Below are 14,973 nucleotides of genomic sequence, written 5' to 3'. Positions count from 1 at the left end.
GTGGACGCATTGACCGATCTCCTGGAAGGACGCCGGAAGCCGGGCGTCTACCAGGTGCCCTCCCTCAACAGTAAGGAAGACCTTGCCGCCAAGGCAGGGTGGCGCGTCTTCCGGCTGGACGGCCGGATCGCCGCCGACAAGGACGCGTTCCTGCGCCTGGCCGCCGACGCCTTCGACTTCCCCGAATGGTTCGGCGCCAACTGGGACGCCCTGGAGGACTGCCTGACCGACCTCGCGTGGGCCCCCGCCGACCGCGGCTACCTGGTGTTGTACGAGGGCTGGGCCGCGCTCGCCGACAACGACCAGGCCTCGTTCCGCACCGTCCTGGACGTTTTCGCCGAAGCCGTCGAGAAGTGGCGGGACACCGGGACCCCCATGGCCGTGCTCCTGTCGAGCTACGGCGTCGAGGTGGCCGGTGTCCCCAGGCTTCAGTAGTTGGAACTGCTGTTCTCGGCGCCCACGAACGCCGCGATCAAGCCCACGTAGAAGAGCAGGATGAGCACCCAGATGACGGTCACGATGTAACCGAGGATCAGACCCGCCACGGCCATCCCGTGGCCGCCCTCACCGGTCCGCTTGATCTGCCCCAGCGCGACATGGCCGAAGATGACCGCGAACGGGCTGGCGATACCGCACAGCAGGATGCCGACGATGCCGCAGACCATCGAGGTCGTGGCCATCCCGTTGGTCGGCGGGGCCATGGGCATCGAGCCGTAGTAATGGTGGTGTTGCTGCTGCTTCGCATACGGATCCTGGGGCTGATAGCCGCCATACGGGTCGTACGGGGGTTGTCCCATTGCCATCCCGATCGTTTCGTGCGCCCGCCGCCCTGGACGTCCCGCGTGCGCTGGGGCTGAGGTTCGGATTATGTCAGTGTGGCCTGAACTCGTGAATTGTCCATGTGGTTTGATGCACCACCGGACCTCCGAGTTCCCACCCGTCCGAAGTCAGCGGGCCGAGGCCAGGTCAGGCCAGTTTGGACCGCAGCCACGCGATGTCGTCGGCCTGCCCGTCGGACGGCGTCTCCACGATCACCGGAGCGCCCGCCGCCCGGACGACCCCGAGGATCAGATCCGGCTCGATCTTGCCCGTCCCGATGTTCGCGTGCCGGTCGGCCCCCGACCCGAACGTGTCGCGGCTGTCGTTGCAGTGCACCAGGTCGATCCGCCCGGTGATCGCCTTGATCCGGTCGACGGCGTCGATGAGCTCCTCGCCCGCCGCGTGCGCGTGGCACGTGTCAAGGCAGAACCCCAGCTTCGACTCCAACCCCTCAATCCCGGACAACACCTCCCACAACCGAGCGATCCGGTCGAACTTCCGCGCCATGGCGTTGTCGCCACCCGCGGTGTTCTCGATGTACACCGGAATCGGGCATTCAAGCCGCTCGAACACCTTTCGCCAGTTCTCGTAACCCGTCTCGGGATCGTCCGCCTTCAGCACATGCCCGCCATGCACGATCAGCGCCTTCGCCCCGATCGAGGCCGCCGCCTCCAGCTGCTGCGAAAGGATCTTCCGGCTGGGAATCCGGATCCTGTTGTTCGACGTCGCCACGTTCACCGTGTACGGCGCATGCACATAGACCTCGACGTCAGAATCCCGAACCGCCTCAACCCCTTCAGGCAGCACCGGCTTCTTCCACCCCTGCGGGTCCCCAAGGAAGAACTGCACGACATCCGCGCCCCTGGCCCGGGCACCGTCGAGCGGATTGACCTGATCGACATGAGCTCCAATGCGCATACCCCGACCCTAACCCTCTCCACCGACATCCACTCCCAGCCCACCCACCCGCGTCCCGCCCCCACCCAGCCCACCCACCCGCCCACGCCTTGTCCGCCGCAGATCCCGCCCAATTCACCCCTGCCCACGCCCGTCCTGCCTGCGCACTGTCCTGTCCCACACCGGCTAGCCGCCCGCGTACGCCCGCGCGCCGCCTTGTCCACCACACGGCCCGCCCAAACACGCGCCAGCCCGCGCCCGTCCTTGCCCGCGCCTGCCCTGTCCGAGCACTGTCTGCCGCGCACAGCTTGTCCGCCGCCCCCGCCCGCACGAGTCCCGCCCGCGCACGCCCTCTCACGCACGGTCCATCCGCACGCGTCCTGCCTACGCACGGTTTTCCCCACGCGTCCAGCCAGGCTGTGCTCCGGCCAGCGCCCGGACCGCCATGTACCCGGACTGGACGCCCCTTTCGCTGAGCGCGCTCGGCTGTGTCAGGCGCCTCGGATCGAGGCAGGTGCGCCGGACCTAGATCAGCGCGCTCGTGCCAGTCAGCTCGTTCCGTCTACCCCGACATCTCAAGGCATGGGCTGCGGACCCCGATAAAGGTTGGGCACAGCCGGACGGACAAGGCCCAGCAGGCGTGGACGGCTGCAGGAGGACGAACTGCACAGCAGTCCCGGGTGAACAAGCCATTCACCGGTGGTGGGACGAGCCGTCCGGGACGGGCCGTCGCCTAGCGCTGGCCTACCGATCAGGACTCCTCACCGAACGCGTCGCCATCCGCGCGGCCTACGCGGTTCACGGTCCGGCTGGTGAGGAAGGGCCTCGTCCCGGCACGGCAACAGGGCCACACCTCGGTGGGCCACGCACCGCCGCGTCAGGACGAGGGCACGCGGATTGGGGCACTCTGCGGCATACGGGGACGCGCCCACGAAGATTGAGCGGTGGCCGGGCAGGACGCGACGGGCCAGCCCAGTGGGCCAGGGCTAGGGCTGGCTGCCTCCGGGGACGGGCGTGGGCACCGGCCGCCGCGAGTGTTAGGGGTTGAAGCCGCCGTGGCGAAGGGCGAAGGCGGCGCCGACGAAGGAGGCGATCATGCCGATGACGTTGAGCCAGCGCTCGCCGGTGGTGGCCGAGATCATCTGGGAGTAGAGAGCCAGGGGCAGGCCGATCACGCCGGCGATGGCGCCGAAGAAGTGCGTGTCGGGGATGAAGCCCAGGACGAGGGCCAGCAGGCCGATCGTGATCGCCGCGACGGCCAGCGAGTTCTCTACCGGGTGGCGTTCTCCGTCGGTGTTGAGGCTCAGGGTCGAGCGCCTCTTCCCGGCGACTTCATGTGGCATCGGGGGCACCTCCTCCGAACGTGGACGTGTCGCCGTCCCCCTCGCGGTCCGGCGACCGTGCCGTAGAGAGATGCCCGGGAGGACGAAGGATCAACCAGGGCCGGACGAGCGGAAAATGTCGGTGGCTCCGGGTAACCTCGAACACGGATTCGAAGGACGGGCTCGGGGGCCGTCCTTCGGCGGCGAGTCAGGAGGTGCACGAGGTGAAGAACGGCGAACTGACGATCATCGGCGACGCCGAGCTCGTCGAGGAGCTTTCGGCGCTCACGACGCAGACGGCGCGCATGCGCGCGCGGATGGCCGACATCATGGCCGAGCTCGAACGCCGCCGCTGCGCCAGACCCGGTGCGCGGTCGCGTTCTTGATCGCCGTTCTCGTCCGTCCGATCGGCGCGGACCTGGGCCGTCACGCTGCCAACTCTTGGTAGCCTGTATCGGTCTCGCGGCAGATGCCCTGGCCACCTGGCCGGCACCACCGCCGCGACGGACGCAAGAGCCCTCCTGTCACGGAGAGACCGTGACCGCACCAGTCCAGAGGAGGTAGGGACACAGCATGCGTCGTTACGAACTCATGGCCATCCTCGACCCCGCCATCGACGAGCGCACCGCTTCCGCGTCGCTCGACCCGTTCCTGAAGGTCGTCAAGGACGGCGGGGGAAGCGTGGAGAAGGTCGACGTCTGGGGTCGGCGCCGTCTGGCGTACGACATCCAGAAGAAGTCCGAAGGCATCTACGCGGTGGTCGACCTCTCGGCCGAGCCTGCCACGGTCAAGGAACTCGACCGTCAGCTCAACCTGAGCGAGTCGATCCTGCGTACGAAGGTCATCCGCCCCGAGGTCCACTAACACCACCAGCCGGAGCGAGCCCCATGGCAGGCGACACCGTAATCACGATGGTCGGGAACCTCGTGGAGGACCCGAATCTGCGTTTCACCCCCAGCGGCCAGGCGGTCGCGTCGTTCCGCATCGCTTCGACGCCGCGGTTCTTCGACCGCCAGTCGAACGACTGGAAAGACGGCGAAGCCCTCTTCCTGACCTGCAATGTCTGGCGGCAGGCAGCGGAGAACTGCGCCGAGACCCTGCAGCGCGGCATGCGGGTGATCGTGCAGGGGCGTCTCAAGCAGCGGTCGTACGAAACCCGCGAGGGTGAGAAGCGCACCGTCTTCGAGATCGAGGTCGACGAGGTCGGCCCGTCGCTGCGCAACGCCACCGCCAAGGTCAACAAGACCCAGCGGCAGGGTGGCGGCGGCGGTGGCGGCGGCTTCGGTGGTGGTGGCGGCGGAGGCTACGGCGGCGGTCCCGGTGGGGACAGCGGCGGTGGCTTCGGCGGCGGCCAGCAGCAGGGCAGCCCCGGCGGTGGCGGCGGCGCCCCCGCGGACCCCTGGGCCACCGGGGGCGGCGGTGGCGGCGGCGGTGGATTCTCCGACGACCCCCCGTTTTAACTGACAATCACGTCCATTCCCGCGCGAGCGGGGCTCTCATCAAAGGAGCACCACGATGGCGAAGCCACCTCCTCGCAAGCCGAAGAAGAAGGTTTGCGTTTTCTGCCAGGAGAAGATCTCCTACGTCGACTACAAGGACACCGGTCTGCTGCGGAAGTTCATCTCCGACCGCGGCAAGATCCGTGCCCGCCGTGTGACCGGCAACTGCACCCAGCACCAGCGGGACGTCGCCACGGCGATCAAGAACGCCCGTGAGATGGCGCTGCTGCCGTACACCAGCACGGCGCGATAGGAGTCCGACGTGAAGCTCATCCTGACTCAGCAGGTCTCCGGGCTCGGTGAGCCCGGCGACGTCATCGAGGTGCGCGACGGCTTCGGCCGCAACTACCTCGTCCCGCGCGGGTTCGCGATCAAGTGGACCCGTGGCGCGGAGAAGCAGATCGACTCGATCAAGAAGGCACGTTCGGCTCGCGAGATCGCGACCGTCGAGCACGCCAAAGAGGTCGCCGGTCAGCTCAAGTCGCTCAAGGTCACGCTGCGCACTCGTACGGGCAGCAACGGCCGCCTGTTCGGCGCGGTGACCGCCGCCGACATCGCCGAGGCCGTCAAGGCCGCGAACGGCCCGGACCTCGACCGGCGCCGCATCGAGATCGGCAACCCGATCAAGACCGTCGGCACCCACCGGGTCAGCGTCCGGCTGCACTCCGACGTGGACGCCGCGATCGAGGTCAGCGTCGTCGAGGCCTGACCACCTGGCACGACACGGCCGGGACCCCGCTCGGGGTCCCGGCCGTTTCCGTTTCATGTGAAACGCCCCCGGATTGCCGCATCCTTGGAGACCGTCCTCACGGCCACTACCTTCCGTAAGTGGATCTTCACGCCACGGAAGGGGACCAGTGTCCGCACACCCGGAGGGAAAACCGAACAGGCGGACGGTGGTGGGGATCCTCGGATTCGGCCTCGTCGACCTGCTGCTCCTGCAAAGCAACGACGCCCTGGCTCACACCGACCCCGACCCGCCCGATGACCTCGACCCTCACGCCGCTTGGAAACGCGACTACGAGGAAGCCGCCGGCCCCGACCTCCGCGGCGAGGTTCCCACCTACCCCGCGTATCTGAAGGTCCCGCCGAAGATCCACGGCCGCGCCGCCTGGAAAGCCAAGCCGCCCCGCCGTCCCGCCAAGATCCTCGGCCGCGCCCCGGACCACATCGTCGTCCACCACACCGACAGCCCGAACACCTCGGACCGCTCGCTGGCCCACGCCTACGACCTGTCCCGCAGCATCCAGCGCTTCCACATGCAAGGCCGCGGCTGGGACGACGCCGGCCAGCAGCTCACCATCAGCCGGGGCGGCCACATCATGGAAGGCCGCAACCGCAGCCTCGCCGCCATCCTCGCAGGCCAACACGTCGTCGGCGCCCAAGCCCTCCACCACAACGACCACACCATCGGCATCGAGAACGAGGGCAACTACACCAAATCCAAGGTCCCGCCCCCTCTCTGGGACGCCCTGGTGGACACCTGCGTCTGGCTCTGCGCCGTCTACCGCCTAGACCCGACCAAAGCCATCGTCGGCCACCGCGACCTCGTGGACACCGACTGCCCCGGCAATCTCCTCTACGCCAAGCTCCCCACCCTCCGCCGAACCGTCTCCACCCGCCTCACCACCCCGAGAAAGCCAGCCCAAAAGCCCAAGCCCAAACCCAAATCGAAACCCAAGCCACCCTCAACCACCAACCCCAAGCCCCGCTCCTAACCCAACCCAACTCCCGCCCCACCAGGACGCCCTCAACCCAGCCCATCCACCACGGACACCTAGCCCAGCAACCCAACCCACCCACTCCCACCAGCCCACACACACCCAGCCCACACACCCAGTCCATCCACACCCAGTCCATCCACACCCAGTCCATCCACACCCAGTCCATCCACGCTCGGCCCGTCCGCGCTCGGCCCGTCCGCGCTCGGCCCGTCCGCGCTCGGCCCGTCCGCGCTCGGCCCGTCCGCGCTCGGCCCGTCCGCGCTCGGCCCGTCCGCGCTCAGCCCGCTCGCGCTCAACTCGTCCGCATCGAGCCTTCCAAGAAGGCCGAGCCGCCCGTACTTAACTCGTCCGAGCGGTGTCCGCTCGCGTTTGGCCCGCTTCGCCGGGCCCGCCTGCATTCGGTTCGTCTAGATCGGTCTCGCATACCGTCTGCCAGTCACCCGACCCGTCCGCGCGGGCCGCGCTCACGTTCGGTTCGCTAGGCGAAGCCCGTTCGCGATCAGTTCGTCCACATCAGCCTCACAAGGCGCCCACCTGCTGAACTCAACTCGTCAACGCGGGGCGCGCTCACGTCTTTCACTTGACCGGGCGGTTCGCGTCCAACCCGTCCACGCCGGTCCGACGGCGTTTGGATCGCTGCGCCTGGCTGCTCTGCCGCAGCTCATCCGCGCTGGTCGCGCTCGTGTTGGTCCGCTTCGGCGGCCCGTTCGCGTTCAGCTCGTCCGTGCTGGGCCTCTTCGCGTTTGGTTTGCTTGGCCAGGCCGTTCTGCATTCAGTTCGTCTACATCGGCCTCGTATAGCGGCTGCCCACTCGCACTCAGCTCGTCCGTTCGGCCGCGCTCACGTTTGGTTCGCTAGGCGAAGCCTGTTCGCGATCAGTTCGTCCACATCAGTCTCGCCAGGCGCCAGCCCGCTCGCATTCGACTCGTCGACGTGTGGCGCGCTCACGCCTGGTTCGCTTGGCTGGGCGGTGCGTCCGACTCGTCCACGTCGGGGCGAGTGAGTTTGGTGCGGTATGCCGACCCGTTCGCATTGAGCTCATTCGCGCCGGTCGTGCTCGCGTTTGGTTCGGTATGCCGGGCTGTTCGTGTTCAGCTTGTCCGCTTCGGTCTTGCAAGGCGCGAGTCGGCTGGCGTTCCGCTCGCCCATGCCAGTTCAACAACCGCGTCCAGTGCGGTGCTCTGCATGATTGCGTTGGGCTTTCCCGTGTCCGGTTTGGCTTGGCTAGCCGGTTTGTGGCCGCATGCGTCGAGTGGCCCGGTGCGAGCGTTCGCGTAGATGAGGGTGAATGATGCGCCAGCTTCGATGTTTGGCGCCGAGTGTGGCAGCGCTGGACGGACGGTGCGGCGTGCCTTGGGCGTATTGGCTTGCCTGTGGACGGCGCGTTCGTAGGGCTGCTCGTGGTGGGGGCTTGGGCGCAGCTGGCTTGGGCGGGTGGGGCTTTGTCGTGAGCAGGTGGTTCGTGTTGAGGGCGGCGCGTGGGTTTGGGTGGAAGTCGTTTCGGCGGGTGTGTGCTTGCTCGTAGTTGGGTGGGGCGCGCTGGGGCGGTCGGGTTGCGTTGGACGTGTTCAGGAGGGGTCAGGGTGGGTGCGGATGTGTCGCTTGGCCTTGGTTGGGAGGGGGACGGTGGCTCGGAATTTGGGGCATTGCTCCAAGGCCTCGCCGTGGGCGCAGGTGAGGAGGTGGCTCAGGTAGGTGCGTGCCGCTTCTAGCTGGGCCATGTGGGCTTCTAGGGCGGTGATGCGGGCGCGTACGGTTTCCTGCCATTGGCGGCCGGGGGCGCGGCGCCGGAGAAGGGTGTCGATCTCCTCGATGGACATCTGGCCGGTCTCCCGCCACATCTTGATCAGGGCCACTCGGTAGAGCTGTTCGGGGTCGTAGAACCGGCGCCCGGAGCGTCGGTGGGGTTCCAGCAGCCCGCGGCGCTCCCAGTAATGCAACGTGGAGATGGGCACCTCGAACAGTTCGGCGGCCTCCCGTATCGGGGTCAGGTCGTGCATGCCGTCATGATTTCGCACCGATCTGGTGGCGCGGGGAGTCGGGGTCATATTGGCTCGCGATGGCGACGGGGCTCGGACTCGCTTTCCAGGGAGTTGACGGATGCGGGATGGGCCGGGGGACGGGAGGCGTTGTAGGTGGGCGACACGCGTCCCGTTGGAATCTGGAGGAACATCCATGCAGCTCACAGCACATTTGGAACCCGCCGATCGCGAGCGGGTCGAGGAGCGGCTGCGGCGCAATCTGATCGCGTGGTTGACCTCCGTGCGGCCGGACGGGCAGCCGGTCAGCGTTCCCGTCTGGTTCCTGCTTCGGGAGGACGGGACGATCCTGCTCTACAGCCAGCCGGGGAAGCAGAAATTGCGCAACATCGAGGCCAACCCGAAGGTGAGCTTTACGCTCGATGTCACCGATATCGGCCGGAACATCGTCCGGATCGAGGGGACGATCAAGCACGCTCCAGAGCTGGCGGCGGCGAACGAGCAGGTCGATTATCTGGCCAAGTACACCGAGCGGATCGGGGCCTTGTTCGAGACGCCCGAACGGTTCGCGTCGCTTTTCTCTGCCCCGCTTGTCATCACGCCTGAACGGCTGCGCGTCTGACGTTGCCTTTGGGGTTGGGTGAGTGGGGGAGGTGTCTCTGCGGGGCGACCTTAGGCCCGTCCTCGATGGCGGACGAGCCGACGCCGAAGCCGCGGGCCAGCTCGCGGGTCTGGGCGAAACGCAGGGAGCGGTGCCCTGGCCACCGTCGCTTCCGAGAAGCCCAAGGGGACCTATCCGACCGTACTCTGCGACTGGGCCTGGCCGTCCAATCCATCGATCGGTAAGCGTCGTTACCCGACGGGTGTCGTGGTGCAGTTGGAGGGAGATACTCAGACCGCCTGGCGGCGTCCGAGAAACTGGACATGCCATCGGCCATTTTCCTGACACCGGGAACCTGCGTGAACGATGCGGTCAACGCGTATCTGGTGGACGGGAAGCTTCCCGCTCGGCAGCACCCAGATGTGGTCGAGGACGGGCCGACCGACTTTCCCGCCGGGCCGGCCGACGTCCGCCTGGCGGATTGTCCGACGCTCGCGGAGGCGGGCGAGGTGTTCGAGGGATGAAGGTGGATCAGCCGTCGGGGGTCGTGTAGCGGGTTCGGCGGCGGGCGATCTCGGGGTCGATGCCCTCGACCAGCGACCAGATGCCGGCGACCCGCTCGACCAGCGTTTCGGGAGGCAGACCGGCCAGGCCCTCGGCGGCCAGGTCGTCGATCGCCTGAGTCAGGCGGGCCATCCGCTCGCCATGGGTTGAACACATGTTCGAATGCTAGCGGTGCCGGCGGGTGCCGCGCGGGTGGTTCCCCGATTTCACTCCGGTCGTTCAGCGGCGCACGGCTCCCGTGACCATCCACGCGTCACCGCGGGCGCGCAGGCCGAGCGTGGTGAGGCGGGCGAGTATCCACAGGCCGATGGCCAGCCACAGGCCGGTGAGCCCGGCGTCCCACCAGTAGGCCAGCAGGGCGGCGGGGAGGAACGCCACGGTCGCGATCATGGTCGTCCAGGCGAGGTAGGCGCCGTCGCCCGCGCCGATCAGGATGCCGTCCAGGACGAAGACCACCCCGGCGAACGGCTGGAGCAGGGCGACGATGATCAGCGAGCCGAGCAGCAGGTCGCGGACGTGGTCGTCGGAGGTGAACAGGCCGGGCAGCCACGGGCGGACGGCGAGGATGCCGATGCCGAAGACGATCCCGCAGGCCACGCCCCACTGGATCATCCGCCGGGTGACCTGGCGCGTTCCCGTCCTGTCGGCGGCGCCGAGATAGCGGCCGGTGATCGCCTGGCCGGCGATCGCGATGGCGTCCAGGGCGAACACCAGGAGCGTCCAGACCTGGAATCCGATCTGGTAGGCGGCGACCTCGGGGTCGCCCATCCGTGCGGCGACGGAGGTCGCGACGATGAGGACGAGGCGCAGCGCGGCCGTCCGCAAGATCAGGTTGACGCCCGCTCCGGCGGCCGCGATCAGCCCGGCGATGTCCGGCCGGGCGGACGCGCCGTGGCGTCGCGCCGCGCGCAGCACCATCACGACATAGACGCCGCCGCTGGCGGTCTGGGCGATCACCGTCCCCCAGGCCGAGCCCGCGATGCCCCACCCGAACCCGAGGACGAAGAGCAGGTTCAGGACGAGGTTGAGCCCGAACCCGCCGATGGAGACCAGGAGGGGCGTGCGGGTGTCCTGGAGGCCGCGCAGGACGCCGGTGCCCGCCAGGACGATCAGCATCCCGGGGAGGCCGACCAGGCTGACCTTGAGGTAGGTCTCGGCATAGGGCGAGACGGCGTCGGAGGCGCCGAACGCGTCGACGAGCCAGGGCGCGAGCGGCCATCCGGCGGCCATGAGGGCGATCCCGAGGGCGAGCGCCAGCCACATGCCGTCGATTCCCTGGCGGATCGCGCCCGTCACATCGCCCGCGCCGACCTGGCGGGCGACGCTCGCGGTCGTCCCGTATGCGAGGAACACGCACAGGTAGACGAGCGTCGCCAGTGCCTGTCCGGCGACCCCGAGCCCGCCGAGCTGTGCGGTGCCGAGATGGCCGACGATCGCGGAGTCGGACAGCAGGAACAGTGGCTCGGCCACCAGCGCGCCGAAGGCGGGCACCGCGAGCCGGAGGATCTCGCGGTCGTGCGCGTTCGCGCGGAGGGAGCGGCCGATCATGCCCTCAGTGTAATAGACAAAAAAAGTTAGACCATTACAGGAGGAGTCTCGCGGGCTTTTCTTTTCCCACACACCCGGTGGACGACGTCTCGGCAGGTCAGAGGACTGCGGCGGTCGGCGCGAGTTGACTTTCCCCAAAGTTATCCCCAGGTCGTGCACAACGATCGCGGCGTGTCTGCACAGCGACTCCACACCGCCGTCCACAGCTCGCTTTGCTCAGTGCCGCGCGGTGCCCGGAGAATGTCCGACACCTGCGATAGACGTGGGGTGAACGGCCGGTGGCGGTGCTCGCGATGCCGCTGACGACCACGCGAAAGGGGGTGCGCAGGATGAGTGTGACCGAGCTCGGATCGCACGAGCAGGAGTTCGAGCGCACCCCGCCCAACGACATCACCGCCGAACAGGGCGTCCTCGGCGGCATGCTGCTCTCGCCGGACGCCATCGCCGAGGTCATCGAGGTCCTGCGCACGCAAGACTTCTACCGTCCGGCGCATCAGATCATCTACGACGCCGTCCTCGACCTCTACGGCCGCGGCGACCCGGCCGACGCCGTGACCATCGCGGGCGAGCTCACCAAGAACGGCGAGATCTCGCGTATCGGGGGCGCCCCGTACCTCCACACGCTGATCTCCTCGGTCCCGACGGCGGCCAACGCGGGCTACTACGCCAAGATCGTCCGCGAGCGGTCGGTACTGCGCAAGCTCGTCGAGACCGGAACGCGCATCGTCCAGATGGGCTACGCGGCCGACGGCGCCGACGCCGACGACGTCCTCGACCGCGCCCAAGCCGAGGTCTTCGCCATCGCCGAGAAGCGATCCGGCGAAGACTACGTCCCGCTGAGCGAGATCATGCCCGGCGCCCTCGACGAGATCGAGGCCATCGGCAGCCGCGGCGGCCAGATGGTCGGCGTCCCCACAGGCTTCGCCGACCTCGACTCCCTCACCAACGGCCTCCACTCCGGCCAGATGATCGTCGTCGCCGCCCGTCCCGCCATGGGCAAGAGCACGCTCGCCCTCGACTTCGCCCGCGCGGCGTCCATCAAGCACGGGCTGACCTCGGCCTTCTTCAGCCTGGAAATGGGACGCAACGAGATCACCATGCGTCTGCTGTCCGCCGAGGCGCGCGTGGCGCTGCACGCCATGCGCTCGGGCACCATGCAGGACGAAGACTGGACGCGCCTCGCCCGCCGCATGAGCGAGGTCGCCGAAGCGCCCCTGTTCATCGACGACTCGCCCAACATGTCGATGATGGAGATCCGCGCCAAATGCCGGCGCCTCAAACAGCAGCACGACCTCCGCCTGGTGATCATCGACTATCTGCAGCTGATGTCGTCCGGCAAACGGGTCGAGAGCCGCCAGGTCGAGGTCTCGGAGTTCTCCCGGTCCCTCAAGCTCCTGGCCAAGGAGCTCGGCGTCCCCGTCATCGCGTTGTCCCAGCTCAACCGTGGTCCCGAACAACGCACCGACAAGAAGCCCATGGTGTCCGACCTGCGCGAGAGTGGTTCCATCGAGCAGGACGCCGACATGGTCATCCTGCTCCACCGCGAGGACGCCTACGAGAAGGAGTCCCCCCGAGCGGGCGAAGCCGACCTGATCGTGGCCAAACACCGAAACGGCCCCACCGCCACCGTCACCGTCGCCTTCCAGGGCCACTACAGCCGCTTCGTCGACATGGCCCAGTAAACCCAGCTGCTGCGAGCTGCTAGTTCGCCATTGCGGACAAGGCCGCGGCTGAGGGGACGATGGAGGCCGGGGTCTTGGCCGTGGCCGGACTGAGGTTCAGCTTCGTTCGTCCAGGAGGCGCTTGGTGATGGACGCCAGGCGGGACGCGTGGTCCCGGTCGAAGGCCGGGCCCGCCAGGCTGAGGCGTCGGCCTTCGAAGAACGCGCTCAGGGGTTCGTCCGGCGGGGCGTCGATGATGTCGATGATCGGGGCGATGCCGACCGCGACCGGCAGTGCCCCGGCCTTCATCCGTTTGACCTGGGCCGCCGTCTCCGGATCGAACTCACCCGCGAGGTTGCCTGCCACGTTGCCGGGAAAGACGAGCGCATAGCGGATTCGGCTGCCGGGATGAGCGTCGGCATAGGAGACGCCGAGCAGATCATTGAGCTTGCCGCCCTGGAACAGGGCCTCGAAACCGTCGTAACCGCGTTTCAGTTCGAGGTCGTCCCAGTGGATTCGCCCGGCGGGCACGCCGGGCCCCGCGACGTTCACGATGACCGGTGCCGGGGCCTTGTCCAGCAGGTTGGCGAGCCCGTGCCCGAGTAGGTAGCGGCTGAGGTAGTGAAGGGCGAACTGGTGCTCGATGCCGTCCGAGGTCTCGCGGCGGTACGAACGGAAGAAACGGGTGCACAGGACGAGCGCGTCGATCGAGGAGAACCGGGTCGCGATCTCCTGGACGACCCGCTCGTTCTCGCCGATCAGGCTGAGGTCGGCCAGAAGGAACTCTCCACCGTCCTTGACGAACCTCTCGCCGTTGGACGGGTCGTGGCCGATGGCCAGGACGTTGTCGCCTCGCTCGATGTAGGTGCGGGCCAGCGCCTTCCCCAGACCGGCGGTGCCGCCCGGGATGACGATGTTCTTCATGCTCCCTCTTCCTTGAGCGTCAGGGTGAGTGCGGCGGCGAGGACCAGGGCCGCCGTGATGACGTACATGCCGACCGATATCGCGGAGTCGAAGCCGCCGTCGTCGGCGGCCGCGAAGAAGACGGTGCCCACGCCGGCGACGCCCAGCGTGGCGCCGAACTGCTGGCCGGTGCTCCAGGTGCCCGAGGCGGAACCGGCGTGCTCGGCGGGGACGGCCGCGAGGAACATCGTGGTGAGCGGCGGCATGATCAGGACCGTTCCGACGCCGAGCAGGAACAGGCCGGGCACCAGAGCCCAACTGGTCGTGTCGGCCGCACCCGACTGGGCGGCGACCAGTACGGCCGTACTGCCTGCCGCGCCCGCGAGGGAGCCGACCAGGATCACGCGGTAGCCGAAGCGGTGGGTGAGACGGCCGACGAACGAGGTGAGGAGCAGGGCTCCGGCGATGAGCGCGATGGAGACCAGCCCCGCGTCCAGGGCCGAATAGCCCAGGCCGCTCTGCATCCACACCAGCGTCACCAGATTGAAGCCGCTGAAGGCCGCGAACGCGACCAGTTCGACGACCAGAGCGGCGGTGACGGTCCGCTTGCGCAGCAGGTCCAGGGGCAGGAGTGCACCCGCCTTGCGCTCCGGCCGACGATCTTCGATGATGGTCAGTCCCGCCACGGCGACGATGCCCGCGATCAGGCAGATCCAGATCCAGGGCGCCCAGCCGAAGGTGCGGCCCTCCAGGAGCGGGAACACGATGGCGACCAGCCCTATGGTGAGCACTCCGGCGGCGAGCCATCGGGGACGCACGCCGTTCGCGACCCGGCTCTCGGGCACCAGCCATGCGCCCACGGCGACCAGCGCGACGGCGACCGGCACGGTGACAATGAAGATCATGTGCCAGCCCAGGCCACCGAGATCCGCGGTGATCAGCACGCCGCCGAGCACGAGCCCGCCCGCCTGGGCGGCCCCGGAGACCAGGCCGAACATGCCGAAGACCGTGCCCCGCTCCCGTCCGGTGAACATGCTGTAGAGCAGGCTCATCACCTGCGGGGCGATCGCCGCGGCGGCCAGGCCCTGGGCGGCGCGCGAGATGATCAGCATCTCCACGCTGTTCGCGAGGCCGGACCACAGGCCCGTCGCGGCGAAGGCGGCCACAGCCCACAGGAAGACCCGCTTGCGGCCGAGGAGATCGCCGACCCGGGCGAAGGTGATCAGCGCCGCGGCGAAGGCGAGCAGGTAGGCGGCCGAGATCCACTCCAGGTCGGTGGCATCGGCTCGCAGGTCTCGCTGGATGGCGGGCAGTGCGACGTTCACGATCGTGACGTTCAGCAGGTCGAGCATGAAGGCGATGATCAATACGACCATCGCCGCCCACCGGCGTGGATACGGCGCGTCGGCGCCGAGTCTGTCGGGTCTGCCCGGTGGCGCGGTCTCGGTGTCCATTC

General features: G+C 68.2%; 18 protein-coding genes. 10 read left to right on the top strand and 8 right to left on the bottom strand.

The genetic code is table 11. From position 1 onward, the window contains the following. On the top strand, positions 1-435 hold the full coding sequence (locus tag ACQPY4_RS41525) for a barstar family protein (RefSeq protein ID WP_433330889.1): 435 nt from the start codon (positions 1-3) through the stop codon (positions 433-435). On the opposite strand, the gene ACQPY4_RS41520 is transcribed toward ACQPY4_RS41525, so the two are convergent. The 3 genes from ACQPY4_RS41520 to ACQPY4_RS41510 all read right to left on the bottom strand — a co-directional run bounded on the left by ACQPY4_RS41520 (position 429) and on the right by ACQPY4_RS41510 (position 3,059). Next, positions 429-797 (bottom strand): DUF4190 domain-containing protein, encoded by a 369-nt coding sequence (locus ACQPY4_RS41520; protein ID WP_433330887.1) that lies wholly within the window; start codon positions 795-797, stop codon positions 429-431. The genes ACQPY4_RS41525 and ACQPY4_RS41520 overlap by 7 nt on opposite strands. 169 nt (positions 798-966) lie before the next feature. Continuing rightward, entirely contained in the window at positions 967-1,737 is a 771-nt protein-coding gene (locus tag ACQPY4_RS41515; protein ID WP_433330885.1) for a deoxyribonuclease IV, read from the bottom strand. 1,016 nt (positions 1,738-2,753) lie between these two features. Beyond that, positions 2,754-3,059, bottom strand: coding sequence for a hypothetical protein (locus tag ACQPY4_RS41510; protein ID WP_433330883.1), 306 nt, complete (start codon positions 3,057-3,059; stop codon positions 2,754-2,756). Between the two features lie 203 nt (positions 3,060-3,262). Between ACQPY4_RS41510 and ACQPY4_RS41505 the strand changes: the two genes are divergently transcribed. From ACQPY4_RS41505 to ACQPY4_RS41480, 6 genes are all read left to right on the top strand, one after another. Next, complete coding sequence (locus ACQPY4_RS41505) at positions 3,263-3,424, top strand: hypothetical protein (protein WP_433330881.1); 162 nt, start codon at positions 3,263-3,265, stop codon at positions 3,422-3,424. 187 nt (positions 3,425-3,611) lie between these two features. Then, positions 3,612-3,902, top strand: coding sequence for a 30S ribosomal protein S6 (gene rpsF, locus ACQPY4_RS41500; protein WP_433330879.1), 291 nt, complete (start codon positions 3,612-3,614; stop codon positions 3,900-3,902). A 23-nt stretch (positions 3,903-3,925) separates the two neighbouring features. After that, positions 3,926-4,498 (top strand): single-stranded DNA-binding protein, encoded by a 573-nt coding sequence (locus ACQPY4_RS41495; protein ID WP_433330877.1) that lies wholly within the window; start codon positions 3,926-3,928, stop codon positions 4,496-4,498. Positions 4,499-4,553: 55 nt separating this feature from the next. Next, positions 4,554-4,790, top strand: a complete 237-nt coding sequence (rpsR, locus tag ACQPY4_RS41490; protein WP_019631633.1) for a 30S ribosomal protein S18 — start codon at positions 4,554-4,556, stop codon at positions 4,788-4,790. Between the two features lie 9 nt (positions 4,791-4,799). After that, positions 4,800-5,246 carry a 50S ribosomal protein L9 gene (gene rplI / locus ACQPY4_RS41485; RefSeq protein ID WP_433330875.1) on the top strand — a complete coding sequence of 149 codons (447 nt, stop codon included), beginning with the start codon at positions 4,800-4,802 and terminating at the stop codon, positions 5,244-5,246. A gap of 190 nt (positions 5,247-5,436) precedes the next feature. Further along, positions 5,437-6,255 carry a peptidoglycan recognition protein family protein gene (locus tag ACQPY4_RS41480; RefSeq protein ID WP_433330873.1) on the top strand — a complete coding sequence of 273 codons (819 nt, stop codon included), beginning with the start codon at positions 5,437-5,439 and terminating at the stop codon, positions 6,253-6,255. Positions 6,256-7,829: 1,574 nt separating this feature from the next. On the opposite strand, the gene ACQPY4_RS41475 is transcribed toward ACQPY4_RS41480, so the two are convergent. Next, complete coding sequence (locus ACQPY4_RS41475; RefSeq protein WP_433330871.1) at positions 7,830-8,261, bottom strand: MerR family transcriptional regulator; 432 nt, start codon at positions 8,259-8,261, stop codon at positions 7,830-7,832. Positions 8,262-8,436: 175 nt separating this feature from the next. Between ACQPY4_RS41475 and ACQPY4_RS41470 the strand changes: the two genes are divergently transcribed. Together ACQPY4_RS41470 and ACQPY4_RS41465 are read left to right on the top strand one after the other, a co-directional pair. Then, positions 8,437-8,862 carry a TIGR03667 family PPOX class F420-dependent oxidoreductase gene (locus ACQPY4_RS41470; RefSeq protein WP_433330869.1) on the top strand — a complete coding sequence of 142 codons (426 nt, stop codon included), beginning with the start codon at positions 8,437-8,439 and terminating at the stop codon, positions 8,860-8,862. A 338-nt stretch (positions 8,863-9,200) separates the two neighbouring features. Continuing rightward, positions 9,201-9,365, top strand: a complete 165-nt coding sequence (locus ACQPY4_RS41465; protein WP_433330867.1) for a hypothetical protein — start codon at positions 9,201-9,203, stop codon at positions 9,363-9,365. Positions 9,366-9,372: 7 nt separating this feature from the next. Here ACQPY4_RS41465 and ACQPY4_RS41460 read toward each other — a convergent pair whose 3' ends face one another. Together ACQPY4_RS41460 and ACQPY4_RS41455 are read right to left on the bottom strand one after the other, a co-directional pair. Then, the gene (locus ACQPY4_RS41460; protein ID WP_433330865.1) at positions 9,373-9,561 is read right to left on the bottom strand and encodes a hypothetical protein; all 189 of its coding nucleotides are present in this window, start codon (positions 9,559-9,561) and stop codon (positions 9,373-9,375) included. Positions 9,562-9,624: 63 nt separating this feature from the next. Then, positions 9,625-10,953, bottom strand: a complete 1,329-nt coding sequence (locus ACQPY4_RS41455; protein WP_433330863.1) for an MATE family efflux transporter — start codon at positions 10,951-10,953, stop codon at positions 9,625-9,627. Positions 10,954-11,282: 329 nt separating this feature from the next. Between ACQPY4_RS41455 and dnaB the strand changes: the two genes are divergently transcribed. After that, complete coding sequence (gene dnaB, locus ACQPY4_RS41450) at positions 11,283-12,635, top strand: replicative DNA helicase (protein ID WP_433330861.1); 1,353 nt, start codon at positions 11,283-11,285, stop codon at positions 12,633-12,635. Positions 12,636-12,731: 96 nt separating this feature from the next. Here dnaB and ACQPY4_RS41445 read toward each other — a convergent pair whose 3' ends face one another. Next, positions 12,732-13,538, bottom strand: coding sequence for an SDR family NAD(P)-dependent oxidoreductase (locus ACQPY4_RS41445; RefSeq protein WP_433330859.1), 807 nt, complete (start codon positions 13,536-13,538; stop codon positions 12,732-12,734). Beyond that, positions 13,535-14,893: an MFS transporter gene (locus ACQPY4_RS41440; RefSeq protein ID WP_433330857.1), complete on the bottom strand. Its 1,359-nt coding sequence runs from the start codon at positions 14,891-14,893 to the stop codon at positions 13,535-13,537. Before ACQPY4_RS41440 ends, ACQPY4_RS41445 begins: the two co-directional genes overlap by 4 nt. Positions 14,894-14,973: the final 80 nt, after the last annotated feature.

The organism is Spirillospora sp. CA-294931 (assembly GCF_050946795.1).
Classification (GTDB): Bacteria; Actinomycetota; Actinomycetes; order Streptosporangiales; family Streptosporangiaceae; genus Spirillospora.
The sequence above is the reverse complement of the archived record's forward strand: the minus strand, read 5'-3'. Positions and strand labels throughout refer to the sequence as shown.